The following is a 25,578-nucleotide window of genomic DNA, read 5'->3' on the forward strand; positions in this document are numbered from 1 at the left end:
TCAGTCCCGTACGGGCAGGACCGCGGCCGCGCGGTCGGGTTCCCGGGCGGGGGCCGTCCGCCGGTCGCCCCGCAGCCGGACGAGGAGCGCCGCCGCCGCGGTCACCGCGGTGGTCACGGCGACCGGGGCCGCTATCCACGGCGGGGCGAGGGTGGCCCCGGCGAGCGGCAGCAGCCCCATCACGTCGGTGCCGCCCACGGACGCCTGGGCGCCCGCGAAGACCGCCGGCACCAGCACGCCCGGCACCAGCAGCGGCAGGGCGGGCCGGCGCAGCAGCGCCAGGGAGAGCAGGAGGCAGAGCCCGGACAGGGCCAGCGTGGCGGCGAGGGCACCGACGGAGACGCCCTGCCGGTGCACGGCGATGTGGGCGACGCCGCACAGCGCCAGCGTCACCGCGGCCGCCCGGTCCGTCCGGGCGGTCCAGGCCGGCGGGGGCGGCGGGGCGGGCGCGGTGACGGCGGGTGCCGGCGCGGAAGCGAACGCGAGTACCCGGCGGGCCGGGGCCTCGACGGTCGCGCCCGACGACCCGACGGGCACGACCGACCGCTCGACGGGCACGACCGTCAGCCGGGCAGGTGCGGTCGACGGCCCGACGGGTACGCGCGCCGGGCTCTCGACGGCGTCGGAGGGGGCCGAGGGCTCCTCGGGGGCCGCCTGCACCGGTCCGGTGACGGGCCGGGGGCCGGCCGCCCCCTCCCGGCGGTGCCGCGCGAGCCGTGCGACGAGTTCGGCGAGTTCCTCGACCGGCCGGTGGGCGGCGGCCGCCCGGACCGCCTCGTCGCCGCAGTGCCGTTCCAGCGGTTCCCGGTACAGCAGCGTCATCAGCCGTGTCACCTCCTCGACCGGCCGGCTCCCGGCCGCGGCGCGGATCACGTGGTCGGCGTGCCCGGCGTCGTGGGGCGACCGGGACAGTACGGCCACCAGACGGGCGACGTCCTCCACCGGGCGGTCCGTGCCGATCGCCCGCAGCACGTCGGCCGCGGCCTGCCGGCCCTCCTCGGACTCCTCGAGCAGGGCGACGAGGCGGACGACGTCCTCGAGCGGCCGGTGGGCCGCGGCGGCGTGCAGCAGGCCGTCGACGGGGTCGGGGTAGGCGGTGCGGACGTCCTCGGCCGGGGCCGGCGCGCCGGCCGCCGACGACGAGGCGCGGTCCGCGCCGGTGGAGGGCGAAAGGGGCGGAACGGCATCGTCCGGGACGGGCTGCCGTACGGAGCGGGTGATCATGCTTGGCTCTCTCTGCAGGCTGCGGCCGCCACCTGCGCCCCCGGATGTGACACGCCGCGTGACGCTGACCATTACGACGGACCCCCGGCGCCGCCGCCACCCGGACGCGGCAACCGTGTGAGCGCCCGGCAGCCGGCCGGGGCGGGCGCGCGGCCGTGTCGAACGCCACCCGATCGGCGCGATTTCCCTTCCCCGACGGGGCATCCGGCACCGGGGAACGGGGAAACCGACAGTCGGGGAACCACCGGACACACCGCGCGAGGGACCGCACACAGGGAGGGCCCGTGGATGCGACCACCACGCTCGTGACCGTCGCCGCGGTGGTGGCGGTGGCGCTGTTCGCCGTGGCCGCCACCGTCATGGTGCGGCTGGTCCGGGCCCGGCGCGGCCTGCGGCAGGCGGGTCTGCCGACCGGACCGCGTTGGGTGTTCTGGGGCGCGGTCGCGTACTTCGTCCTCCCGGCCGACCTGCTGCCCGACCCGGTCTACCTCGACGACATCGGCGTCCTGCTCCTCGCCCTGCGCTCCCTGCGCCGCGCCCCCGGTCACGCGGACACCGCCGACTGACCGTCCGGGAAGACGTTTTCACCCCGTACGAGGCTCATCGCCCCTGCTCAGCTCCCCGTGCCCGACCCGACCCGGCGGCGATCACGGAGAGTAAGGAAACCAACCACGCGTTCGATTCGTATAAGTGACTGAAGGTCGCACCACAGCAGCGGGCCCGAGTGACGTCGCACGGCGGCACCGCTTGATCGACGCAGTACCGACGAGGGAGAGACGATGCAACCGTTCGCGCTCAACTACGCACGCCCGGCGGCGGAGTTGGACTTCACCACTCCGTACGCCTACGACCCAGGAATGCAGTTGAACGTGCTCCTCGACGGCCGGATCGCCGCCCGCGACCACGCCCTGCTGAGAGAGCTCGGTACGACGACCTCCACAGCGGGCTCCAAGACGCACTTCGACGACTGAGCGCGGCGGCCGAGATGACCGTGCTCATCCTCACCAGCGAAGAGGACGTCACGGCGGACATGGTGGTCGTGCACCTGAACGCCGCCGGCGTTCCCGTCGTGCGGCTCGATCCCGCCGACCTGACCGGTTCCGTCGCGCTCTCCGGGGAGTACGTGCACGGCGCCTTCCGGGGCCATCTGTCGTCCGCGGGGCGGCTGGTGAGCATCGACTCGCTGCGCTCGGTGTGGGTCCGCCGGCCCGGCACGGCGGCGGCCCGCGCCCCCGAACCGTCCGCGTGGCTCACGGAGGAGGCCTCGCAGGCGCTGTACGGGATGCTGCGCGGCGGTGGGGCGCGCTGGATGAACCATCCGGACGCGTCCCGGCGGGCCCGTCACAAGCCGTGGCAGCTGCGGCTCGCCCAGCGCAGCGGGCTGCCCGTGCCGGCCACGCTCATCACGACGTTCCCGCAGGCGGCGCGGGACTTCGCCGAGCGCTACCCCGACCTGGTGGTCAAGCCGGTGTCCGGGGCGCACCCGCAGGACCCGCCCCGGGCGGTGCCCACCACCCGGGTCCCGCCCGGCACCGACTTCGCCGCCGTCGCCTACGGCCCGACGCTGCTGCAGCGGCGGGTCGCCAAGCGGGCCGACATCCGGCTGACGGCGGTGGGCGACCGGTTACTGGCGGCCCGCAAGGCGGCCGGCGCCGACGACGACCCGGAGGTGGTGGACGTACGGTTCGCGCCGTCCACCGCGCCGTGGCGCCCGGTCGACGTCCCGCCGCGCCTGGCGGAGGCCGTGCGGACCTACCTGCGCGAGGCGGAACTGGCCTACGGGGCCTTCGACTTCGCGGAGGACGCCGACGGCACGTGGTGGTTCCTGGAGTGCAACCAGGCGGGCCAGTTCGGCTTCGTCGAGGTGGACACCGGTCAGCCGATCGCCCACGCCATCGCGCACTGGCTGGCCGGGACTCCCCCGCGACGGCCGGCCCGGCACGCGGACCGCTGTGGTTGCGCGGTGCCGTGAGCCGGGCCGGGGGCGACGTGATCAGACCGCCAGGGACAGGCCGCTCTCCTCGTCCCGCTCGCCGTCCCTCGTCGTGACCTCCTTCGCCACGTCCTTCTCCTGCTGGGGCAGCAGGGCCGTCGGCGACGGCGCCCCGGCGGCGAGCAGGGCGTCCGCGGCGGCGACCGCCTCACGGACGTCGGACGTGGCCATGAGGACGCACAGCGTGTAGGTGACGTCCTCCAACTCGCGGGCCGTCTGCGGCGTCTCCCGCTCCGTCTGAGCGATCCTCAGCGTGGCGTAGCGGGTGAGCAGCGTCCTGACGGTCTTCGGGTCCGGAACGATCACGAGCGCCCCTTTCTCCAGGTGTGGTGGGCTCCGTGTGCCCGGACCGGGGCGATTCATGCGCGGATGGGGCGCGTGTCACCCTCCGGGGGTACGTTTTTCGCCACTCGGCCCCGTGCTCCCCGCCTCCGCGCGCGGTCGTCACGGCCGCGGGCCGCCCCGCGGCGTCAGGCCGCCTGCCCGCTGTGCAGGGCCGCGTAGGCGCCGCCGCGGCGCAGGAGTTCCTCGTGGGTGCCGGTCTCCAGGATCCGTCCCTCGCCCATGACCACGATCCGGTCGGCGCCGCGCACCGTGGACAGGCGGTGCGCCACCACGAAGGTGGTGCGCCCGTGCAGCAGCCGGGCCAGCGCCTGCTGGACCAGGGCCTCCGAGCGGGTGTCGAGCGCGGACGTGGCCTCGTCCAGGATGAGCACCTTGGGGTCCCGGATCAGCGCGCGGGCGATCGCCAGCCGCTGCTTCTGTCCGCCCGACAGACGTGCCCCCCGCTCGCCGACCAGGGTGTCGAGTCCCTGGGGCAACCGGTCGACGAACTCCAGAGCGTTGGCGTCGCGCAGGGCGGCGCGCACCGCCTCCTCGTCGGCCTCGTCCTCCATGCCGTAGGCGACGTTCTCGCGGACGGTGCCGTCGAAGAGGATCGACTCCTGCGGGACCACCGAGACGAACCGCCGGTAGGTGCGCAGGTCGAGGGTGTTCATGTCGGTGCCGTCCAGCAGCAGCCGGCCCGAGGTGGGCCGGATGAAACCGATGACGAGGTTGAGCACGGTGGACTTGCCCGCGCCGGAGGCGCCGACCAGGGCGACGGTCTCGCCGGGCGCCACGGACAGGGTGAAGTCGCGCACCGAGGGCCGGCCGCCGTCGTAGGCGTGTCCGACGTCCTCGAAGGCCACCGCGCCGTGCAGCGCGGTCAGTTCGGCCTTGCCCGCGTTGTCCTCCAGTTCGGGCGCCTGGAGGACCTCGCCGACCGAGCGGACCGACTCCAGCCCCTTGGTGATGACCGGCGCCAAGCCGGTCAGCGTGGTCGTGGAGTTGGTCAGGGTGGTGAGGAAGGCGCTGAGCATGACGACGTCACCGGGGGTGACGCCCCAGACCTCGTAGTACGACACGAGGGCCGCGCCCGTCAGGACCAGGACGCCCACCACGTTGAGCACGACCCAGGAGATCGAGCCGAAGCGGCCGTTGACCAGGTCGAGGCGCATCCCGGAGGTCAGCAGGCGGCGCAGGGTGCCGTCCATGCGGGTGAGGGCCTTGCCCTCCAGGCCGTGGGCGCGGGTGACCGGGATCAGGCGGGTCATCTCCGTGACGCGCGAGGAGAGGGTCTCCACCTCGTGGCGGAAGTGCTCGTTGTGGGTGCGCAGCCGGGACCGCAGGCGGGCCACGACGAACGCGGCGACGGGCACCACGATCAGGAAGACGGGCACGAACTCGGGAGTGCGCACGGCGATGATGACGAGGCCGCCGGTGAGCACGGTGATCGCGCCGAGCCCGTTCTCCGCGGTCTGCTGCACCATCTGCTCGACGGCCTCGACGTCCCGGACGACCTTGGCCTGGAGCACGCCGGCGCTGACCCGCGAGTGGTATCCGATGGACAGTTGCTGCATGCGGGTGCACAGCGCGGAGCGCAGGGTGGTGCCCATGCGGCGGACGCTGCCGTACAGGAGGCGGACGTAGAGCAGGTGGAGCGGGTAGTTGACGATCAGGATGAAGAGGATGACGCCGGTGCTGGTCCACAGGCGGCCGATGGGCTGGTGCTCGACGACGGTGTCGATGATGGACGCGGTGATGAGCGGCAGCAGCCAGACGGGACTGTGCTTGACGGTGAAGACGACGACCGCGCCGGCCAGTCGGTGACGGTCGGCGCGGAAGAGGTAGGCGAGCGTGCGGATCGGGTGCTCGTCGCGGTAGCGGTGGTCGAGGGGTCTGTCGAGCGACGACGCCATCGGCGGTGGTCCTTCCCCGGGTTCGGGATGCGGGAATCGGGTGGGGCGTGCGGGACCCGAGCGTAGAGCAAGCGCTTTCTGTCCAGGGCGACCGGACCGCGCCAGGGCACCCGAGCGGCGTGCCCCGGCGCGGTCCGGCCCGTTCCCGCGTCCCGCCCGTCCCGTCGTCCCGTCGGCGCGGGCGGTCAGGCCCCGTCCAGTTCCGCCAGTTCCTCGGCCGTGAGGGTCAACTCGGCCGCGGCGGCCGAGTCGCGGATCGTCTCCGGGCGGCTGGCGCCCGGAATGGGCACCACCACCGGCGACTTGGCGAGCATCCAGGCCAGGCACACGCGCTGCGGGCTCACCCCGTGCCGCTCGGCGATCCGGGCGAACGGCGCGTGGGCGGAGCCGAGTCCGGCGGCGCGGGAGATGCCGCCGAGCGGGCTCCAGGGCAGGAAGGCGATGCCCAGCTCGTCGCACAGGCGCAGTTCGGGCTCGCTGGAGCGGAAGGCGGGCGAGAACTGGTTCTGCACGGAGACCAGCCGGCCGTCCAGGATCTCGTTCGCCAGCCTGATCCGGTCGGGGTCGGCGTTGGAGACGCCGGCCGCGAGGATCTTTCCCTCGTCGAGCAGTTCGCGCACCGCGCCGACCGAGTCGGCGTAGGGGACGCGCGGGTCGGGGCGGTGGAACTGGTAGAGGCCGATCGCCTCCACGCCGAGCCGGCGCAGCGAGGCCTCGCAGGCCTCCTTGAGGTGCCGGGGGCTGCCGTCGAGGGTCCAGCCGCCGTCGCCGGGGCGCAGGTGACCGCCCTTGGTGGCGACCAGCACCTCGGCGCCCCGGTCGTGGGAGGCGAGGGCCTTGGCGACGAGGGTCTCGTTGTGGCCGACCTCGTCGGCGTGCAGGTGGTAGGCGTCCGCGGTGTCGATCAGGGTGACGCCGGCGTCCAGCGCGGCGTGCACGGTGGCGAGGGAGCGCGCCTCGTCGGGGCGGCCCTCGATCGACAGGGGCATGGCCCCCAGCCCGATCGCGCTGACCTCGACGTCACCGATGCGGCGGGTGTGCATGGGTCGTGACCTCTCCGGGCGGTGGGCGTGACGAAGTCCGGTGCACCGGAAGGTGAGCGCGGTGCACCGGACGCGTTCCAGCCTGGCCCCGGCGGGCCTCGGAGGTCCAATGGAAGAAAGCGAACGCATTCAGCAGCGGGGCCGCTGAATGCGGGCCCGGTTCAGGACTTCGACGTCAGGTACTCCTCCACCCCCGGCGCCCGGTGCGCGTCCTCGACGCCCACCACACCGCCGGCCGCCTTCGCGTCCGGCTTCAGCACGTACGTCGACAGCGCGGCGGGCCGGCCGACGTCGGTGAAGTCCTGCGGGCTGCCGAGGCCGGTGTCGACGCTCTTCTGCGAACGATGCGCCTTCACCACGTCCTCGCGGGCGAGGCTTCCGCCCTCGCAGGCCTTCTTCAGGTCGGCGCCCAGGAGCTGGGCCGCGTTGTAGCCGGAGAGCGCCCCGGAGTCGACCGGGGAGGCCGGGTACTTCGCGGTGTAGGCGGTGGCCATCTTCTTGACTCCGGGGATGTCGGAGCTGACGGCCGGGGCGCCGCTGACGATGCTCAGCATGGCCGTCAGGGCCGGCGCGGCGGGGGTCTTCATCAGTTGCGGGGCGAAGCCGGGCGCGCTGCTGACGACGGGGACGCGCAGGCCGCGGGAGGCGGCGACACCGACCAGGGAGGCCGTCTGGGCGGGCCCGGCGCTGATCAGGATCGCCTTCACGCCCTCCTTCTTCAGCGCCGTCACCTGGGCGGAGAGGTCGGTGTCCGTCGCCTTGATCTTCTGGCCCGCGATCTTCAGCCCGGCCTTCTGCGCCGCCCAGGTGGAACCCTGGAGCGCGTTGGCGCCGTAGTCGCCCTCGAAGTAGACGTGCCCGATCGTGTCGCCCTTCGCCAGGCCCTTGGTGCGGGTGAGGAAGTCGACCGCGGCGATCATGTCGAGGTCGTACGTGGTGGCCATGACCTGGACGGAGTCCTTGCCCAGCAGGGAGGCGGCCCAGGCCTGGGGGTAGGTGAGCAGGTGGTCGCGCTCGATGTCGTCGAGGAGGGCCGCGACCACCGGGGAGCCGATGACCTGGGGCAGGGCGACGACGTCCGGGGAGATGTCGGCGTAGGCGGTGACGGCCTTCTGGACGTCGTAGCCGTGGTCCTTGACGACGATCTCGACCTTGCGGCCGCAGATGCCGCCCGCGGCGTTGGTCTCGTCGGCCCACATCTGCTGGGCCTGCACGATGGACTTGCCGAGGGTGGCGTAGGGGCCGGTGAGGTCGGTGAGGGCGCCCAGTCTGATGGCCTTGTCGGTCACTCCGGGGCCGGACCTGACGCCGTCGGCGCCGTCGGAGGTGGTGTCGCCGTCCGCTTTGGAGCTACAGCCGGTGGCCGCGATCAGCAGGGCAGCCAGTGCCGCGGTGAGGGCGGTGCCGCGGGTGCGGTGCTTGGGGTTCACGGGGTGTGCTCCTTGGCTCGTGCGGGTGAGTCCGGTGAGGCGGGTGAGTCCGGTGAGGTGTCAGTGGTGGCCGGCGGGGGTGCGGACGGCGTCCGGTCGGGCGAGCGGGCGGGCCGCAGGCGGGCGCGCACGCGACGGGTCAGGCCGTGCAGGCCGTCGGGGGCGTACAGGAGGATGACGACGATCGCGGCGCCGTAGAGGTAGCGGGCGGCCTCGGTGGGGCCGACGGCGCCCTCGCCGCCGGTGCCGGGGGCGGCGACCAGCGGGAGCTGGTCGGCGTACCGGGTCATCAGCAGGGGCAGCGCGGTGACGAAGAAGGCTCCCGCGGTGGCTCCGGCGACGGAGCCGAGGCCGCCGATGACGATCATGGCGAGGTAGTCGACGGAGAGGGCCAGGCCGAAGTAGTCGGGCACGACCCGGCGGAAGGAGAGGGCCAGCAGGACCCCGGCCAGGCCGGCGTACATCGACGACACCACGAAGGCGGCCGAGCGGTAGCGGGCGACGTTCACGCCCATGACGGCCGCCGCGGTCTCGCTGTCGCGGACGGCCGCGAGGGCCCGGCCGGGGCGGCCGCGCAGCAGTCCGCGCGCGGTGTACCAGGTGAGGGCGAACAGGGCGAGGCCGAGGTACCAGAGGCGTTCCTCGGCACCGAACGGCACGCCCAGCACGGTGAGTTCGGGGTCGTCGGCGGTGAAGCCGAAGCCGCCCAGGGTGAGCGGCGGGACCGAACGGCCGTTGAAGCCGCCGGTGACGGAGTCGGCGGTGAGCAGCAGGTGGTGGCCGAGGAAGACCAGCGCGAGGGTGGCGATGCCCAGGTAGATGCCGCGCACCCGGCCGGCGACGGGGCTGAACAGGCCGCCCGCCGCACCGGCCAGCAGCACGGCGAGGACGGCGGCGAGCACCGGGGGCAGGGCCGGGCCGGGATCGCCGGCCAGCCAGGTGTAGCCGTACGCCCCCACGGCGAGGAAGAAGGCGTGGCCGAGGGAGAGCTGGCCGGCGGTGCCGCTGAGCAGGCCGAGGCCGACGGCGCCGATGGCGGCGGCCAGCGAGAACAGGCCGATGCGCAGCCAGAAGGCGTCGAGGTAGAAGGGCAGCGCGCACAGCACGAGGGCGGGCAGCAGCAGCCTGGCCCACTTCGGGACGAGTTCAGACACGGACCGCTCCCTTCGCGCCGAACAGGCCGGTGGGCCGCACCAGCAGGACGACCACCATCACGGCGTAGGGCGCGACGTCGCCGAACCCCTCGCCGAGGACGTGCAGTTCGGACTGGTAGCCGGCCACGAGGGCCTCGGTCAGGCCGATCAGCAGGCTGCCGGCGAGGGCGCCGGGCGGTGAGGCCATGCCGCCGAGGATGGCCGCGGGGAAGGCCTTGAGGGCGATCTGGCCGGTGGTGCGTTCCAGGCCCGGCGCCGGGAAGGCGGCGAGGAACACGGCGGCGAGGGCGGCGAGCGCGCCGGCCAGGCACCAGGCGAGCATGCGGACCCGGCTCAGCCGTACGCCCATCAGGGCGGCGGCCTCCACGTCCTCGGCCGCGGCGCGCAGGGACAGGCCCCAGGGCGTGAACCGGAAGAGGGCGAAGACGGCGGCGATGACGACGGCGGAGACGGCGACGGCGGCGAGCCGGCTGTCGGCGACGGTCACCGGGCCGAGGCCGGTCACCGCGTCGCCCCACGGGTCGCCGAGGGTGAGGAGGTCGCCGCCGATGCGCCGGGCCAGGTCGGTCACCAGCACGATGTCCACGCCGATGGTGACGATGGTCTGCACGTGGGCGGCCTTGGGGTCCGGGTCGCCGCGTTGCAGCAGCAGCCGGTCGACGGCGCCGGCCACGGCCGCGGTCGCCAGGACGGCCACCGCGAGGGCGCCGGCGAAGCCGAGGTCGTCGTGGAGGACGGCGACGAGGTAGCCGCCGAGCAGGAGCAGCGAGCCGTGGGCGAAGTTGAGGACGCCGGAGGCCTTGAAGATGACGACGAAGCCGAGGGCGACGAGGGCGTAGACGGCGCCGAGGGCGAGGCCGTTGAGGAGGGTGTCGAGGAGGGTGGTCACTGGGCGTTCTCCCCGGGGGGTTCGGTCACGTCGGTCTCTGCACGGGTCGCGGCGGCGTCGGCCGTGCCGGTCGCACCGGTGGTCCCGGTGGTCCCGGACCGTGACCCGCCGGTCCTGTCGGCTCCACCGGTCCCGCCGGTCCCGCCGGGGACGCCGGCCTCGTCGGGGGCGCCGGGGACGCCGGCCTCGTCGGGGGCGCCGGGGGCACCGGCCTCGTCGGGGGCGCCGGTGCCCAGGTAGGCGCGCAGCACCTCGGGGTGGCGGCGGATCTCCTCGGGGGTGCCGTGGGCGAGCCGGCGGCCGAAGTCGAGGACGGTGACCTCGTCGGCGAGGCGCATGACCAGGCCCATGTCGTGCTCCACGAGGACGACGGACAGGCCGAGCCGTTCCCGGACCGTGCGGACGACGTCGGCCGTGGCGGCGCGTTCGGCGCCGTTCATGCCGGCCACCGGCTCGTCGAGCAGCAGCACGCGCGGCTCCAGGCAGAGCGCGCGGGCGAGTTCGACGCGTTTGCGGTCGCCGTACGACAGCAGGGCCACCGGGGTGTCGACGTGGGCGGCGAGGCCGGTGAGTCCGGCGATCTCGTGGACCCGTTCCAGGTGGGCGCGTTGTTCGCGCACCGCGCCCGGCAGGCGCAGGGCGCTGGCGGCGAAGCCGGCGCGGGACAGGGCGTGCCGGCCGAGCATGAGGTTGTCGGCGACCGTCCCCTCGGTCGTGACGATGTTCTGGAAGGTGCGGGCCACGCCGAGCGCGGCGATCCGGTGCGGGGCGAGTCCGGTCAGGTCGGTGTCGCCGAGCAGGACCCGGCCGGCGGCCGGGCGGCACAGGCCCGACAGGACGTTGAAGCAGGTGGACTTGCCCGCGCCGTTGGGTCCGATCAGGGCGTGCACCGAGCCCGGGGCCACGGTGAAGGAGACCGCGTCGAGGGCGGTGAGGCCGGCGAAGCGGACGGTGACGTCGCGGACGTGGAGCGCGGGGGGTGCGGCCGGGGGGCCGGCGGTGGCGCGGGCGGCCGTACGGCCGGTGGTGCGGAGGTTCACGCGGCCCCCTGCTCGCCGGCCGGTCCGTCGGCGCTCTCGCCGAGGTAGAGGCGGCGTACGGCGTCCGTGCGGGCGAGTTCACCGGCGGGGCCGGAGAGCCGGATCTCACCCACCTCGAGGACGTGCGCGTGGTCGGCGAGGGACAGGGCCATGCCGGCGTTCTGCTCGACCAGCAGCACGGCGGTGCCCTGCGCGTTGATCTCGCGGACGACCTCGGCGATGCGGAACACCATCTGCGGGGCGAGGCCGAGGGACGGCTCGTCGAGCAGGAGCAGGCGGGGGGCGGCCATCAGGGCGCGGCCGATGGCGAGCATCTGCTGCTCGCCGCCGGACAGCAGGCCGGCCGCCTGCCGGCTGCGTTCGGCGAGGACGGGGAAGAGGCCGTACACGCGGTCGCGGGACTCCCGGACCAGGGCGGGGGCGCGCCGGCCCAGGCCGAGACCGCCGGCGCGCAGGTTCTCCTCGACGGTGAGACCGGCGAAGACCCGTCGGCCTTCGGGGACCTGGACGACTCCGGCCCGGACCGCGGCGACCGGGTCGCGTCCGTCGAGTTCCGTGTCGCCGTAGCGGACGCGGCCCGCGGTGACGGTGCCGCGGTGCAGGCGCAGGGTGCCCGAGACGGCCCTCAGCAGCGTGGTCTTGCCGGCGCCGTTGGCGCCGAGCAGGGCGACGACCGCGCCGTGCGGGACGGTCAGGGACACGGAACGCAGGGCTGACAGGGCCCGGCCGTACATGACGTCGAGCCCTTCGACGCGCAGCGCGGGCGGATCCTGCGGTGGTGCTTCGGGCATCGCGGCTCCTCGGGTCCGTGCCGGCCGGTCACGGCACTTCGGGGGACGGGGGCGCTCACCACAGCACGGGGCGCCGGGGCCGGTACAGGCACGGGGACGGGGTCGCTGCGCGGGCCCAGTGCGGGGGGCGGGGGCTTGTGCGGGTGCCCAGGCGGGGAACGCGGGCCGCCGCGGGGGCGGGGCACGGGCACGCGCGGGACGGGGCGGGGACATGGGCACGCACGGGGCAGGGCGGGGACATGGGCACGCACGGGGCAGGGCGGGGACATGGGCACGCACGGGGCAGGGCGGGGACATGGGCACGCACGGGGCAGGGCACGCGGCGGGGCACGGAGGTACGGCGGCACGGCCCGGTCACCGGATCGCCTCGCCGGATCGCCCTACCGCCCCACCGCGGTGGCCGCCGACGGGTGGGCCGGGTCGCCGCGACCGGGCCGGACCCGACGGGAGCACCGGCCGGAAAGCACCGGCGGCGCCGGGCAGACGCCGGGGCGCCTGCGCGAGGGGGACGCGCGCACGGGTCGGTGGGCGGCGCGGCGGGCCGCCACCGCCGTACCGCGTCCGCCGCGCCGCCGCCTCGCCCCGGCGGTTGTCGGAGGAGGGCCGGCAGGGGGCTCTGCCGGGGGGGCCGTCAGGGCGCCGTCAGGGGCGCCGGCAGGGCCGCCAGGGCGAGGGTGATCTCGACGACGTCCGTCGGGCGGGAGAGGCTGCGGCCGGTGAGCTGTTCGTAACGGCGGAGACGGTTGAGGACGGTGTTGCGGTGGCAGTAGAGGCGTTCGCCCGCGCGCTGGGCGGAGCCGTCGCAGGCCAGCCAGGTGGCGAGGGTGTCCAGGAGGACGGCCGCGTCGGCGGGTTCCAGGGATCTCAGGGGGCCGAACACCCGGTCGGCGAGGGCGGTGGCGAGGTCGGGCGAGGAGATCACCAGGGCGGCGGGGAGGTGTTCGGTCAGGCGTATCGTGCCGCCGGTCCCCGGGCACATGCGCAGCGCGGTGTCCGCGAGCCGGCGGGCGTCGCCGACGGCGGCCAGGCCCGACACGGCCGTGCCGACGCCGACGCGCGCGCCCGAGGGCGGGCCGCCGTCGATCGCCGTGCCGTCCCGGCCGTCGCCGAGCAGGACGATGCCGTAGTCCACCTCGACCCCGGTGTGCCAGTGCACACGCGCGCCGCGTCCCACGGCGGCACGTGCACCGGCCGCCTCGGACGGGGAGCCGCCGGACACCGCGACGACGACGTAGCGGCCCTGCTCGGGCAGGTCCAGGGCCTGTGCGGCCTCGGGCAGGTCGACGATGCGGCTGGTGCCCTCCAGGAGGGCGGCGGCGAGCAGTCGCAGCCGGTTCTCGCGCCGCCAGGCGAGCTGCCGTTCGACCTGCCGGTAGGCGTCCGCGACGAGCGTGCAGTGTTCGTCGACGAAGTTCCACACGTCGGCGGCCACGTGCACCAGGAGGCGCACGTCCTCGGGGGCGGATCGGGAGGTCTCCTCGACCAGGCCCTGCCACACCAGGGAGCCGCCGAGCCGGAAGGCGTGCAGCAGCGCGTCCAGGGGCAGGCCCTGCTCGGCCCGGTTGGCGCCGATCTTCCAGGAGCAGCGGCGGGCCGCGTCCCGGTTGCCGCGCGGGTCGAGGAGCGAGTTGACGCTGTGCCGCAGGGAGCGGTGGACCTCCTGCCAGGTGGCGGCGGGGTCGCTCTCCACGGCGGTGCGGTAGGCGGGCTCCTGGTCCTGGAGGGCGGCGACGAGCCGGTCGGTGAGGTCGGGCAGATCGTCGAGGAGCACCCGCGCGGCGCGGTGCAGCACGCGCAGGGCGTCGGCGTCGATCAGCGACCGGACGCGCGGCCGCGGCCGCGGGCCCGGCCCGGTGGGCCCCGCCGGTGCCGGGCGCACCGCAATCCGTGGCCGAAGGGCGTGGTGCATCGCGGTCCTCCCCCAGGGGTCGGTGACCCGGCGGCTCCCGCACGGCGGTGCCCCGTCCGGCTCCGGGCCGGCCGGGGAGGTCCGCGCGGGTCCCGCCGGCTGGCGGGTCCTGCCCCGAAGGATGACATACCGTCCGGTCGGTCCCTAGGGGTGTGCACCGGTCTTTTCCGCGTGCTCGACCAGCCGGGCCAGTTCCAGCCGGGACCGCACACCGAGGGTGGCGAACACCTTCCGCAGGTGGTAGTCGACGGTGCGGGTGCTCACGGACAGCGTCAGCGCGACCTCCCGGTTGGTCGCGCCCTCGGCGACGCGGCGGGCGATGCGCAGCTGCTGCGGGGTCAGTCCCGTCAGGCCGGCGGACCCGTGCGGGCGCGGTCCGGCGGCCGCGGCGCCGCCCGCGCGCAGTTCGTCACGGGTCTGTTCGGCCCAGGCGCGGGCCCCGCACCGTTCGAAGCCGACGAGGGCGGCGCCGAGCCGGTCGCGGGCCTCGCGCAGGCGTCGCCGGCGCCGCAGCCACTTGCCGTGGAGGAGTTCGGTGCGGGCCCTCTCGAAGTCGCCGCCGGCCGATTCGTGCAGGTCCAGCGCGCGCCGGTAGAGGGCGTCGGCCCGGTCCTGCGGGGCCAGCAGGGCGCGGCAGCGCAGGAGTTGGGCGGGTGCCTGGGGGTCGGCGCCGAAGGCCGCCCACCGCGCGAAGTCCTCGACGACGCCCCGGGCACCCTCGGGCTGCCCGGCCCCGACGGCCGCCTCCACGTAGCAGGGGACGGCGAGCATCCACAGCGCGAAGTGCCCGCGCCGGGTGCCCGGCCGCACCAGGGGACCGAGCCGGTCCGCGGCCTCCTGGGGCCGCCCGCACCCCAGGTCGGCGCGGGCCGCCGCCCACTCCGCCAGTGTCGTCGCCTGCGCGAGGCCGTGCCGGCGGGCGGTGCCGAGCGCGGCCTCCACGTGCCCGGCGACCCGTTCGGTCTCCCCCTCGATCGAGGCGGCCAGCGCCAGTACGGCGTGGTGGTGGGCGGCGGTGTTGCGCTGTCCGGCCCGTTGCGCGGCGCGCAGTCCCTCCTCGGCGTGGGTGCGGGCCAGCGCGTGCCGTCCGGCGCGCAGTTCGACGTAGGCGAGGTACTCCCGCGCCCGGGGCACGACCGTGACGGTGTCCAGGGTGCGGGCGGCGGCCAGGGCCCGCGCGCCCGCCCGGCGGGCGCCGTCGAGGTCGCCGAGCATGAGGGCCGCCGCGGCGGCCCTCATGCTGTCCTCCGGGTCGCCGGAGCCGTCCGGGCCGGGCACCACCCGCCGCAGCCGGACCGCGGCCTCCTCGAACCGCGCCTCCAGCAGCGCCCGCAGCCCCAGCCGGTAGTCGGCGCGGGTGTCGTCCGGGGCGGGCGCCGCCGTGACCTGCCCGCAGCGTTCGAGGGCGGCCAGGCATCCCGCCGGGTCGCCCGCCGCCCACGCCGCGTCGCAGGCGGCCAGCGCGGCGGTCGCGGCGTCGGCCGGGGAGCGGTCGGCGAGCAGGGCGGTGGCGAGCAGGAGGGAGGCGTGGGCCTCGTCGACGGGCCCGTCGCGCAGCACCGTCGTGCCGCGCAGCAGTGCGGCACGGCCGCGCACGCCGACGGGCGCGCCGTCGATCCGGGCCGCGTCGAGGAGCCGCAGCGTCCGGTGGGAGCCTCCGGCGAGCAGGGCCTGTCCGGCGGCGGCCGTGTACAGCTCGGCGCGCCGCGGGGCGTCGTCGCACAGTTCGGCGGCCCGGGTGTACGCGGCGCAGCGCAGCCGGCGGGACGGCAGGTCCCCGGCGACCGCCGCCAGTTCGTCGCCGCGCGCGGCTCCGGCCCAGGCCCGGTGCAGCAGGGCCCGCGGGCCGCCCTCGTACGACTCCCGGGCCAGCGCGAGGTGCACGGCCCGCCGCCGCTCGTCGGGCGCCGCCGCGTACACCGTCCGGCGCAGCAGCTCGCTGTGGAAGCGCACCTCGCCGTCGGCGGCCGCGAGCAGATCGGGCAGCGGTACGGCGCCGTCGTGCCCGAGGTGCGCCACCGCCCGCCGGACGAGGCCGAGACCGACGCCCGTGTCCTCGTCGTCGCGGGCGGCGGCCGCCACCGTCAGCAGGAGGTCGCCGCGGGCCGGGGTGAGTCCGTCCAGGCACCCGCCGGCCAGGTCCGTCAGCACCTCGGCGCCGGGCAGCGGGTGGGGCGGCGGACGGTCCCCGCGCACCTGGGCGGGCGAGAGCCGCCGGACGAGGGCCAGCAGGAGGGCCGGGTTGCCCTCGGCGGCGTCCACGATCGCGTCCCGGACTCCCCCGTCGAGGGCCCGTCCGGTGACGTCGTCGAGGAGCGCCGCCGCCTCGGACGGGGTGAGCGGGTCCATCCTCAGCACCGGCAGGCCGGCGAACTCCGGTGCGGGCGGGCGGTGTCCGGGGACCGTGAGCAGCAGGCGCGCCGGCGTCGCCGTGCGGCACAGCCGCCGGGCGGCGGCACCCAGCAGGGCGCGGGAGACCGGGTCCCACAGGTGGGCGTCGTCGACGCACACGAGCAGCGGGGCCGGGGCGGTGGACAGCGTGTCGAGCAGGGCCGCCCCGGAACCGCCGGCCGGTGTGCGGCCGGTGGCGTCGCCGAGCGCGCGCAGCAGGACGCGCAGGCCGCCGCCGGGGACGGCCGTGCCGGCGGGGTCCGCCCCCACCCGCACGGCCGTGCCGGCGAAGGCGTGGGCGGCCCGGTCGAGGAACCGGGTGCGGCCACAGCCCGGTTCGCCCGTGACGACGTGCACGCCGCCGTGGAGCCGGTCCGCGGGGGCGCTCGCCCGGTGCGGCTCGGGGCCGGGGGTCGCGGTCGTCCGTTCGGTCATCCTCGTGACGTTACGCACGCGTAGGGTGAGGCGGAAGTCACCCGTCCGTGCGGGTGCGGCCCCGATTCCGGCCTGTCACCTGGGCGTTCGCGGCTGGCGCCCGGTGCGCGGGCTTGTGCCGGTGCCCAACTGCCGCCCGTCCGCGCCGTGATCGTGCACAACGGCGGACGGCGGCGGCCGCGCGGGTGGGCGCGGCCGCCGCCGTCCTCGTGCGGCTCCGGGGAGGATCAGGAGGTGTGCGGGCAGTTGCCCCGGTACTCCTCGATGGTCGAGCTCGGGCTCGGCAGCGGGCACAGGAACTGCTCGTAGCGGGTGTCGTTGTCGATGAACCGCTTCAGCCAGGAGACGCTGTACTTCGCGACCGTGGTGTTCGAGCTGGTCGGGGCGGAGTGGGTGGCGCCGTTGAGCTCCAGGTAGGCGCGGTCCAGGGAGGACGGCAGCGAGGTGTAGAAGGGCTCCGCGTGGCTGGCCACGGGGGCGACGCTGTCGCCGTCGGCGCCGACGATCAGGGTGGGCGTGCGGACCTCCGGCCACGTCTTGTCGGTGTTCCACGGCGTCAGCGGGATGGCCGCCTGGAGGGCGGGACGGGACTTGGCGGCCTCCAGGCTGCCGCCGCCGCCCATCGAGTGGCCCATCACGCCGAGCCGGGTGGCGTCGACGCGGGTCCGCACCGAGCTGCTCCCGGTGAGGTAGTCCAGGGCGGCGAGCAACTGCTTTCCGCGCGAGGCGGGTTGGTCGAGCGTCGAGGTGGTGTCGATGGTGAAGACGACGAAGCCCTGGGAGGCGAGCCGCGGGCCCAGCCAGGCGACGGAGGACTGGCTGGCGGTGAAGCCGGGCGAGACGGCGACCGCGCCGAAGGTGCCGTCGGCGGTGCTGGTCGGGTAGTAGATCGTGCCCCCGCCGAAGCCGGTGACGGCGGAGGAGGAGACGGTGGTCTGCGAGACGGCGTACGGGCCCCGTGCCGCCTCGATGCTCGACGTGGTCGGCGCCGGGCCGCGCTCGTAGGGGTTGGCCGCGGCCTGCGCCGTGGGCTGGCCGAGGGTGGTGAGACCGACGACCGCGGCGATCGCCGTCGCGAGGCCGGCGAACCGGCCGCGTCTGCGGTGGGGGGAACCGGTGGGCACCCGGTGGGCGGCACCGGCGCGCGCATGCTGCTGCACGACGAGTGGTCCTCTCTGCCGTGGCGGCCCGCCCGGCAGGGCGGGCCCTCGTGGGGGCTGGCCGTGCCACTGTGGGGGCGATCGCCGCCGGGGGGACCGGCAATGTCGCCGGTCTCGTGCGGCCCGCCCCGCCGCCCGCCCCGCCGCCCGCGGCACCGTCCGCGGTCGCCGTGCTCCCCCGCGCGGGACGAAGCTCGAGGTGACCGCCCCCCGCCCGGCCCCGAAGAAGGCCCTCCCGCGGCGCTCCCCGCCGACGACGGCGTCCGCCCCGCCGACACCGACGGCTCCTACTCCGGCGAAGGACGCCGGCGGCCGCCGGGTCGCGCTCACCCACGCCCGCGCCCGGGTCGCCACCCGCACGGTGTCCGTACGGGGCGACCGGCCGCTGCGGGAGGTGTCGCGGGGAGCGGGCCCGCCCGGGCGGACGCGCTGCTGGACGGTTTCACACATCCCTCACGTCCCTGACGGCGTTTTCCGGGCGTCCGCACGCATCGACGGCGCGCACCGGTGCACCCGGAGCGGGTCGCCGGACGAGGAGGAACGCCGTGCTCTGGGTCGCCGTACTGCTGCTGCCGGCACTGTCCGTCCTGCTGGTGGTGATGGACCGCGTGGAGGACCGGATGCCCGCCCGCGCCCGGCCCGGGCGGCGGCACGCCGGGCGCAGGAGGCATCTGCACCTGGTGCGGGGCGCCTCGCGCGGTCCGGGGCCGGCCGCTCACAAGGGCGCCCACAAGGGCGCCCGCAGGGGTGCTGACGGGAGCGCCGCCGGGCCTCGCGCCGCCTGACGGCGGGGCCTGACCGCGGCCGCCGTGGCCCCCGAGGAGGGACGGGCGCGGCCCCCCGAGGAGGGACGGGCGCGGCCCCCGGGGAGGGGCGGATCACGGCAGGAGGGGCGGGACGGGTCACGGCAGGAGCGGCGGGGCGGGGCAGCAGGGGTGGGGCGGGACGCCGTTCGTGTGCGAGGCTCGCCCTGGACGGCGCCCGGCGCGGCGTCCGGCGTCACCCCGGACGGCGGCGAGGAGAGTCAGCGGCATGCGCATCGGTCTGCTCGGCACCGGCCCCTGGGCGCGGATGGTCCACGCGCCCGTCCTGAGCTCCCACGAGGGTCTCGACCTCGTCGGGGTGTGGGGCAGGCGCCCCGCCGCCGCGAGGGAGTTGGCGGACCGTCACGGCACGCGGGCCTTCGACGACGTGGACGAGCTGTTCGCGGAGGTCGACGCGGTGGCGGTGGCGCTGCCGCCGGACGTGCAGGCGGAGTTCGCGGTCCGGGCCGCCGGGGCCGGCCGTCATCTCCTGCTGGACAAGCCCCTCGCCACGACGGTGGCGGGGGCGCGCGGGGTGGTGCGCGCCGTGCGGGAGGCGGGGGTCGCCTCGGTGGTCTTCTTCACGACCCGTTTCCTCCCCGAGCCGCAGGCGTGGATCGTCGAACAGGCCCGGGTGGGCGGCTGGTTCACGGGGCACGCACAGTGGCTGGGTTCGGTGTTCACGGGCGGGGACCAGGGCGGGGGGCATCCGTTCGCCACTCCCTGGCGGCGGCGGAAGGGCGCCCTGTGGGACGTCGGCCCGCACGCGCTGTCCGTGCTGCTGCCGGTCCTCGGCGACGTCCGCCGGGTGACCGCCGCGGCGCCGGGACCCGGTGACACCGTCCACCTGGTCCTGGACCACTGTGGCGGTGCCTCCAGCACGCTGACGCTCAGTCTGACCGCCCCGTCGGGGGCGGCCGGTTCACGTGTGGAGATCCGTGGGGAGGCCGGAGTGGCGTGCCTCCCCGAGAGTGCCGCGGACGCCGGGACGGCGCTCGGCCGGGCCGCGGACGCGCTGTGCGCCGCGGCCCGTGACGGGCGTCCGCATCCGTGCGATGCGGCGTTCGGCCTGCGGGTCACCGAGATCCTCGCCGAGGCCGAGGGCCTGTCGGCCTGCGGCTCGGGCTGAGGCCACGGCCGCCGAGGGCCGGTCAGGCGTGCCGGTGGGTCCGCTTGTTGCCGGTGACGGCCCGGTAGAGGACCAGCAGGATGAGCGAGCCGACGATCGCGGCGATCCAGGTGGAGAGGTCGAAGAAACCGTCGATCGAGTCGACGCCGAAGATCACCTTGCCGAGCCAGCCGCCGAGCAGACCGCCGGCGACACCGATCAGCATGGTGACGATGATGCCGCCGGGGTCCTTCCCGGGCAGCAGCAGCTTGGCAATGGCACCGGCGAGCAGGCCTATCAGAATCCAGGCGATGATGCCCACGGTTCCTCCCATCTCCGTTGAAAGCGTGTACGTCTTCCGAATGCACGGCGAGGGGAATCGCAAACCTGTCGGTCCGTGCCGGCCGTCACCGGCGGGCGGGGGAAGTGCCGTTCACCGGTCATCGGGGCCGTCGGGACGCGTCACGGCGGTGCGCTCCCGGGCGCTCCCGCTCCGTCCCCTCACCTTTCGGCGCCCCTTCGTCCTCGGCCGCCCCTTCGCCCTCGGCGTCGATGTGCGGCAGGATCCGGTCCAGCCACCGCGGGGTCCACCAGGCACGCGGCCCCAGCAGGGTCATCACCGCCGGCACCATGAGCAGCCGTACGACGGTGGCGTCGACGAGCACGCTGACCGCGAGGCCCAGTCCGAGCATCTTCACGACGATGTTGTCGCTGACGAGGAACGCGGCGAAGACGCTCACCATGATCAGGGCGGCGCAGGTGATCACCCGGGCGGTGATCTCCAGGGCGTGGGCGACCGAGGCCTTGGCGTCCCCGGTGCGCAGCCAGGCCTCGTGCACCCGGGAGAGCAGGAAGATCTCGTAGTCCATGCTCAGGCCGAAGATGATCGCGAACATCATCATCGGCACGTAGCTCTCGATGGGCACCGTGCCGGAGACGCCCAGGGCGGGCCCGCCCCAGCCCCACTGGAAGACGGCGACGACGACGCCGTAGGAGGCCGTGATCGACAGGACGTTGAGGACGGCCGCCTTGACGGCGACCAGGAGGCCGCGGAAGACGGCGAGGATGATCAGGAAGGCCAGCGCGACGACCACGCCGATGATGAGGGGCAGCCGGCTCGCCACGATGTCGCGGAAGTCGACCTGGGCGGCCGTGGTACCGGTGACATAGGTCTCGGCGGCGGTGCCGGAGACGGCTTCGGGGAGGGTGTCGTCGACGAGACGGTTCGTCAGGTCGGTGGTGCCGGCGCTCTGCGGCGACTTCTCGGAGTAGACGGTGGCGAGCAGGACGTCGCCGTCCTGCGTCGGGGTGAGCGGGGTGACGGTGGCCGCGCCCGGTACGGCGTCGAGGGTCTTCTGCGCCTGTGAGGAGAGGGCGGAGCGCTGGTCGGAGGGGACGGCGCTCTGGTCGACGACGACGGTGAGGGGGCCGTTGGAGCCGGGCCCGAACGCGTCGGTCATCAGGTCGTAGGCGCGCCGGTCGGTGAAGGAGGTCGGGTCGGCGCCGTCGCCGATGTGGCCGAGCTGGAGGGAGAAGACGGGGATCGCCAGGACGGCGATGGTGACCAGGCCCGCGGCGAGGTAGTGCCAGGGCCGGTGTTCCACGCGCAGGGCGTAGCGGTGCCAGGTGCCCTGGGCCGGGGCGCCGGGCGCGTCGACGCCGCCGGCGGTCTCCGCGACGGGGGTGCGCACCCGGTAGCGGTCGATGTGCCGGCCGATGAGGCCGAACAGGGCGGGCACCAGGGTGAGGGCGCCGGCGACGGCGGAGACGACGGTGACGGCGGCGGCGAGGCCCAGTTTGCCGATGAAGCTCACCCCGGACGCGTACAGGCCGGTCAGCGCGACGATCACCGTGCAGCCGGAGACCAGGACGGCCCGTCCGCTGGTGGCGGTCGCCTGTCCGGCGGCCCGCACCGGGTCCGCGCCGTCCATGAGGTTCTGCCGGTGCCGGGTGACCAGGAAGAGGGCGTAGTCGATGCCGACGCCGAGTCCGATCATGGTGGCGAGGGTGGGCGAGACGGTGGCGAAGGTGAAGGCGGCGGCGAGCAGGCCGAGGCAGGCGAGACCGCCGACGACGCTGATCAGGGCGGTCAGCAGGGGCAGTCCGGCGGCGATGACGCTGCCGAAACCGATGAGCAGCACGACGACGGCGACGGCGAAGCCGATCAGTTCGCTGATCCGGTCGTCGGGGTCGGGGCGGGCCAGTTCTCCGAGCGGGCCGCCGTACTCGACGTCGGCGCCCGCCGCCCGCAGGGGCTGGACGGCCCGGTCGACGCCGTCGAGGTAGCCGTCGCCGAGGGTGGAGGGCTGGACGTCGAAACGGACGGTGATGTAGGCGGTCCTCCCGTCGCCCGAGACCGGTCCGACCTTCGAGGAGGTCTGGGTGAGGGGGTTCTGCGCCGACAGGACGTGCGGGAGTTTCTGCAGGTCGGTGACGGTGGTGGACATCTGCGAGCCGAGCGCCGTCACGGGCTGCCCGCTGTCGTGCAGGACGATCTGGCTGCCGTAGCCGCCGGCCTGGGGATCGTGCTTCTCCAGCACGTCCAGGCCCTGCTGGGACTGGACGCCCGGCAGGGAGAAGTCGTCGGAGTAGGTACCGCCGTAGGCGCGGCTGAGCACCTGGAGGGCGACGAGGGCGACCAGCCACCCGATGATGACGACGAGGAAGTGGCGGGCGCACCAGGTGCCGAGCCGCCGGAGCGCGCCGCCTCGCGGCGCTCCGCTGGAATCCATGGGTCGCGCCTTCGCTGCCGGAAGTGGTTCACCATGCCCCGATACGACCCATTAGACGCCGGACGGCCCGAGTGGGCATCCGGGGCGGACGGCCCCTGGTCCGCCCCCCTTCGGCACCGGACTCCCGCACCGGGCCCGGTTCCCCGGGCGGCGGAGGGGGCTCGCCCGCGGCCCGTCCGGTGGGCGTCCGGCCCCGGGATGCGCTCTTCGCTCCCGCGATGAATGGTGTTAGTGGACCCGATGACCGCACCGGGTCCGCAGCAGCCCTCCGGACCGAGGAGCCCCGACCATGCCGACCACCGAGCCCGATCCCTCCCGGCCGCCCTCCGAGCGCGCCACCCCGGACAACCTGCTCCACACCCGCACCGGCACCGAGGTGTCGCCCGAGGACATGGTCCTGGCCGCCGGCCGGGACATCACCCCGCGCAACCTCGAGTGGGCCCGGCGCAAGCTGGAGGCGGAGGGGCCGGACAGCATCGAGAAGATGCTTCCCTGACCCCGCGGTGAACCGGCTCCCGCCCGGTGCCGGGACGCGGCCGGTTCACCCTCTCCCGGACGGTCCCCGGGCGCCCCGGACCCCGGAGGCGCCCGCCTCCGGCGTGCCCTCCCCCGGCCCACGCCCTAGGGAAGGTCGTGTTCGTCCACGATGTGCACGGCGGCCTCCTCCGCGCCCGCGGCGCCGCCGTCGATGCCGACGTCCTCGGCGATCTCCTCCTTGACGGCGTCCTCGTGCGCGCCCTCGTCCGGGGCGACCAGGCGGCCCGCCCGTGCCCCGCCCGCCTCGGGGTCGACCGGTTCGCCCTCGCCCCGCGGCAGGTCGCCGACGCCGTCACCGGCGGGCTCGGACACGTCCGGGACCTCCTGCGCCAGGCGCTGGTCGAGGCTCTCCCCCTCGTGCTGCTCGGCCGCGGTGGTGCCGTGCTTGGTGACGCCGAGCGGCCTCTCCGGCGGGGAGTAGCCCTCGTCCAGCAGGTCGTCGTAGGTCCGTTCGTCGAGCGCGTCCTGGAGGTCGAGCGGCGCCGCGTCCTCCTGCTCCTCGTTGGTGCCGGTGGGCTGGTAGGCGTCGTCGGCGGTCGTCTCGGGCTCCGTGCCCATGGGTGCCTCCCGGAGGGTGTTCCTGCTGCTCTGTCCCCGTCCGCGTATCCCGTCGCACGCGCCCCACACGTGCCCCGGCCGCGGCGGCCGCCCACCGCGCGGGCGGACCCGGACGCCGGCCGTCCGTCGCTCCCCGGAGACCGGACGGCGGGGCCGGCGTCACCCGCCGGCCGGAGGCGGTCGCCTCCCGTCGCCGGGCGGTGACGGCGCGAGGTGCAGGTCGAGCCCGGCGGACGGCCGGGTGCGCCAGCCACGGGCGTACGGCGGCGCCGGGCCGCCGGGCGGGGAGAGGGCGGCGGTGGGGATGCGGCGGGCGGTGCGCGCGATGTCCGCCTCGGTGGTGTTGGCGTCGTGGCCGCGCGGGTTGGCGGAGGAGCAGCCGGCGTAGTAGGCGACCGGGACGGCCTGCGTGCCGGTGACCAGACAGGGCGGGCGTACGCCCGACCGGTGCAGGTCGGCGGCGGTGCGGGCCCAGTCGCGGCGGTCGGCGGCGGTGCGGGCCACGGTCCGGTCCAGGACGGCGTACTGCACCGCCAGGTGTCCGGCGAGGCCGAGCGCGAGGAGCCCGGCGGCGAGCGGGCGCACCCGGCCGCCCGGCGCGGTGACCAGGTGGGACAGCGCGTCGGCGACCGGGAGGGCGAGCAGCGCGTAGGCGGGCAGCAGGAAGCGCGGGGCGGCGTAGCCGATCAGGAAGAGGTACGGCACGGCGGCGGTCGCGGCGCAGGCCAGCGACAGCAGTGTCGGCGTGGCGCGGCGGGCCCTGACCGCGACGGCGAGTCCGGCGGCGGCCGCCAGGGGCAGCAGGCACCACCAGGCGACGACCACCGGGTCGGGGGCCGGGACGGTGCAGGGGCGGCACAGGGTCCGGCCGACCAGGCTGCGCAACTGGTCGTCGACGGCGAGGTTCAGGCCGAGGCCGCCCTGGATGCGGGAGGCCTCGGACAGCCGTCGTCCGAGACCGCCGTGGCTGAGGTACGCCTCGGCGATCCACTGGCCGCCGCCGGTGGCGAGGCCCGCCAGGAGGGCGAGGGCCAGGCGGCCGTTGCGGACCGGGATCAGCAGGGCGAGCAGCGGCAGGGCGGTCCAGACGGCGTCGGTGGGACGCATCCAGGCCATGAGGGCGGCGCCCGCCGCGACGCCCCACAGGGCGGCCCGGTCGGCGCGGTCGGCGCGGGCCCGCAGGAAGCAGCCGACGCAGGCGAGGGCGCCGATCGCGACCCAGTGGTTGGGCATGGCCGTCGGGGCGTAGAACAGCGTCACCCACAGGGAGGCGAACAGGGCGCCCGCGGCGGCCAGGACGCGGGGCGGGAAGAAGGGGCGCCACACCCGCAGGGCGAAGTACAGCCCCGCCCCGGACAGCACGGCGAGGTGGACGCGCAGCAGTTCCGTCGAGGTCGACCAGGACGTCACCGGCGCGACCAGCAGGGAGACGCCGCGGGCGCGCGGCGCGCTGAAGAAGGCGGGCGGGGCCTGGGCGGAGATCTGGCTGACGTACACCGTCTCGTCCCAGCCGAGGTCCAGGCCCGGCCCGACGAGGACCAGTTGGGCGACGGTGAAGGCCGCGGCGACGACCGCGAGCGCCCGGGAGCCGTGCGCCCGCCAGGACGCGCCGGGCGCACTCGCCGGCGTGCTCCGTCGCGCGCCGGCGAGCGTGGCGTTCCTGCCGTCGGCCATGTCCGCTCCCTTTCCCGTCGGTTGCCCGTGACCGGAGAAACACGGCCAAACTAACGCGCGGGGAGCGAGCCCGCAGGGTGGTGCACGGCCAGGTGCGCGCGGGCGCACCACGGGGCCGTCGCCCCTCAGGGCGTGTCCGCCGTCGGTGTCGCACCGGCGTGCGGCGCCCGGCGCCGGTGCCCCCACGCCGTTCGGGCGCCGGGGAGGCGTCACGGGGGCGGAGGATCACCCGCGTACGGGACGCACGCGGGTGATCCGGCGACGCGGCGGTGGGGGTCCCTCCCGCGCGAGCGGAGCCGGGCGTGGGGGAACCGTGCCGGGCGCCGCGCGCCCGGCCGATGTCGCGCGCCCGGCGGAAACGGCCGGGGGCACCCTAGGTTCTGTCTTCAAATGTCACGCCCACATCAGGAGCGATGCGAGGGTGACGGCTGCCTGGTAGGACTCGGCGGTCTTGTCGTAGCGGGTGG

At 75.7% G+C, this 25,578-nt stretch carries 21 protein-coding genes and 1 pseudogene; 6 read left to right on the forward strand and 16 right to left on the reverse strand.

Annotated elements, in window-relative coordinates; all coding sequences use genetic code 11:
• Positions 1-1,224, reverse strand: coding sequence for a hypothetical protein (locus ACZ5FU_RS20970; RefSeq protein ID WP_468836398.1), 1,224 nt, complete (start codon positions 1,222-1,224; stop codon positions 1-3).
• A gap of 284 nt (positions 1,225-1,508) precedes the next feature.
• Between ACZ5FU_RS20970 and ACZ5FU_RS20975 the strand changes: the two genes are divergently transcribed.
• From ACZ5FU_RS20975 to tgmB, 3 genes are all read left to right on the forward strand, one after another.
• Positions 1,509-1,790: a DUF1232 domain-containing protein gene (locus tag ACZ5FU_RS20975; protein ID WP_451527683.1), complete on the forward strand. Its 282-nt coding sequence runs from the start codon at positions 1,509-1,511 to the stop codon at positions 1,788-1,790.
• Positions 1,791-2,003: 213 nt separating this feature from the next.
• On the forward strand, positions 2,004-2,195 hold the full coding sequence (tgmA, locus tag ACZ5FU_RS20980) for a putative ATP-grasp-modified RiPP (protein WP_451527682.1): 192 nt from the start codon (positions 2,004-2,006) through the stop codon (positions 2,193-2,195).
• A 14-nt stretch (positions 2,196-2,209) separates the two neighbouring features.
• Positions 2,210-3,196: an ATP-grasp ribosomal peptide maturase gene (tgmB, locus tag ACZ5FU_RS20985; RefSeq protein WP_451778176.1), complete on the forward strand. Its 987-nt coding sequence runs from the start codon at positions 2,210-2,212 to the stop codon at positions 3,194-3,196.
• 21 nt (positions 3,197-3,217) lie between these two features.
• Here the strand turns inward: tgmB and ACZ5FU_RS20990 are convergent, their stop codons facing one another.
• From ACZ5FU_RS20990 to bdeA, 11 genes and pseudogenes are all read right to left on the reverse strand, one after another.
• Complete coding sequence (locus tag ACZ5FU_RS20990) at positions 3,218-3,523, reverse strand: DUF5133 domain-containing protein (protein ID WP_451527680.1); 306 nt, start codon at positions 3,521-3,523, stop codon at positions 3,218-3,220.
• A 164-nt stretch (positions 3,524-3,687) separates the two neighbouring features.
• Positions 3,688-5,457 carry an ABC transporter ATP-binding protein gene (locus tag ACZ5FU_RS20995; protein WP_451527679.1) on the reverse strand — a complete coding sequence of 590 codons (1,770 nt, stop codon included), beginning with the start codon at positions 5,455-5,457 and terminating at the stop codon, positions 3,688-3,690.
• Positions 5,458-5,642: 185 nt separating this feature from the next.
• On the reverse strand, positions 5,643-6,500 hold the full coding sequence (locus tag ACZ5FU_RS21000) for an aldo/keto reductase (RefSeq protein ID WP_451778174.1): 858 nt from the start codon (positions 6,498-6,500) through the stop codon (positions 5,643-5,645).
• Between the two features lie 161 nt (positions 6,501-6,661).
• Positions 6,662-7,930, reverse strand: a complete 1,269-nt coding sequence (locus ACZ5FU_RS21005; RefSeq protein WP_451527677.1) for an ABC transporter substrate-binding protein — start codon at positions 7,928-7,930, stop codon at positions 6,662-6,664.
• Positions 7,927-9,084: a branched-chain amino acid ABC transporter permease gene (locus tag ACZ5FU_RS21010; protein ID WP_468836394.1), complete on the reverse strand. Its 1,158-nt coding sequence runs from the start codon at positions 9,082-9,084 to the stop codon at positions 7,927-7,929. The genes ACZ5FU_RS21005 and ACZ5FU_RS21010 overlap by 4 nt, the downstream gene beginning before the upstream one ends.
• Complete coding sequence (locus ACZ5FU_RS21015) at positions 9,077-9,973, reverse strand: branched-chain amino acid ABC transporter permease (RefSeq protein ID WP_451527675.1); 897 nt, start codon at positions 9,971-9,973, stop codon at positions 9,077-9,079. The genes ACZ5FU_RS21010 and ACZ5FU_RS21015 overlap by 8 nt, the downstream gene beginning before the upstream one ends.
• Before the next feature lie 203 nt (positions 9,974-10,176).
• Positions 10,177-11,013 (reverse strand): annotated as a pseudogene (locus tag ACZ5FU_RS21020) (ABC transporter ATP-binding protein); the annotation flags it as partial.
• Positions 11,010-11,804, reverse strand: coding sequence for an ABC transporter ATP-binding protein (locus ACZ5FU_RS21025; protein WP_451527674.1), 795 nt, complete (start codon positions 11,802-11,804; stop codon positions 11,010-11,012). The pseudogene ACZ5FU_RS21020 and the gene ACZ5FU_RS21025, both read right to left, overlap by 4 nt.
• A gap of 631 nt (positions 11,805-12,435) precedes the next feature.
• Positions 12,436-13,713 carry a PucR family transcriptional regulator gene (locus ACZ5FU_RS21030; RefSeq protein ID WP_451527673.1) on the reverse strand — a complete coding sequence of 426 codons (1,278 nt, stop codon included), beginning with the start codon at positions 13,711-13,713 and terminating at the stop codon, positions 12,436-12,438.
• Positions 13,714-13,857: 144 nt separating this feature from the next.
• Complete coding sequence (locus ACZ5FU_RS21035) at positions 13,858-16,539, reverse strand: helix-turn-helix transcriptional regulator (RefSeq protein ID WP_451527672.1); 2,682 nt, start codon at positions 16,537-16,539, stop codon at positions 13,858-13,860.
• A 227-nt stretch (positions 16,540-16,766) separates the two neighbouring features.
• Positions 16,767-17,699: a bis(hydroxyethyl) terephthalate hydrolase gene (gene bdeA, locus ACZ5FU_RS21040; RefSeq protein ID WP_451527671.1), complete on the reverse strand. Its 933-nt coding sequence runs from the start codon at positions 17,697-17,699 to the stop codon at positions 16,767-16,769.
• Between the two features lie 545 nt (positions 17,700-18,244).
• Between bdeA and ACZ5FU_RS21045 the strand changes: the two genes are divergently transcribed.
• Together ACZ5FU_RS21045 and ACZ5FU_RS21050 are read left to right on the forward strand one after the other, a co-directional pair.
• Positions 18,245-18,484: a hypothetical protein gene (locus ACZ5FU_RS21045; RefSeq protein WP_468643330.1), complete on the forward strand. Its 240-nt coding sequence runs from the start codon at positions 18,245-18,247 to the stop codon at positions 18,482-18,484.
• Positions 18,485-18,731: 247 nt separating this feature from the next.
• Entirely contained in the window at positions 18,732-19,631 is a 900-nt protein-coding gene (locus ACZ5FU_RS21050; protein ID WP_468643328.1) for a Gfo/Idh/MocA family protein, read from the forward strand.
• A gap of 22 nt (positions 19,632-19,653) precedes the next feature.
• On the opposite strand, the gene ACZ5FU_RS21055 is transcribed toward ACZ5FU_RS21050, so the two are convergent.
• Both ACZ5FU_RS21055 and ACZ5FU_RS21060 read right to left on the reverse strand, forming a co-directional pair.
• Positions 19,654-19,932: a GlsB/YeaQ/YmgE family stress response membrane protein gene (locus ACZ5FU_RS21055; protein WP_392245089.1), complete on the reverse strand. Its 279-nt coding sequence runs from the start codon at positions 19,930-19,932 to the stop codon at positions 19,654-19,656.
• A 118-nt stretch (positions 19,933-20,050) separates the two neighbouring features.
• Complete coding sequence (locus tag ACZ5FU_RS21060; protein WP_468643326.1) at positions 20,051-22,342, reverse strand: MMPL family transporter; 2,292 nt, start codon at positions 22,340-22,342, stop codon at positions 20,051-20,053.
• 289 nt (positions 22,343-22,631) lie between these two features.
• On the opposite strand from ACZ5FU_RS21060, the gene ACZ5FU_RS21065 reads away from it, so the two are divergent.
• Positions 22,632-22,838 carry a hypothetical protein gene (locus tag ACZ5FU_RS21065; RefSeq protein WP_451527667.1) on the forward strand — a complete coding sequence of 69 codons (207 nt, stop codon included), beginning with the start codon at positions 22,632-22,634 and terminating at the stop codon, positions 22,836-22,838.
• A 125-nt stretch (positions 22,839-22,963) separates the two neighbouring features.
• On the opposite strand, the gene ACZ5FU_RS21070 is transcribed toward ACZ5FU_RS21065, so the two are convergent.
• Both ACZ5FU_RS21070 and ACZ5FU_RS21075 read right to left on the reverse strand, forming a co-directional pair.
• Positions 22,964-23,437, reverse strand: coding sequence for a DUF5709 domain-containing protein (locus ACZ5FU_RS21070; RefSeq protein WP_451527666.1), 474 nt, complete (start codon positions 23,435-23,437; stop codon positions 22,964-22,966).
• 159 nt (positions 23,438-23,596) lie between these two features.
• Positions 23,597-25,111 (reverse strand): hypothetical protein, encoded by a 1,515-nt coding sequence (locus ACZ5FU_RS21075; RefSeq protein WP_468643323.1) that lies wholly within the window; start codon positions 25,109-25,111, stop codon positions 23,597-23,599.
• Between the last annotated feature and the right edge of the window lie 467 nt (positions 25,112-25,578).

This window comes from Streptomyces sp. NPDC031554 (genome assembly GCF_055580685.1).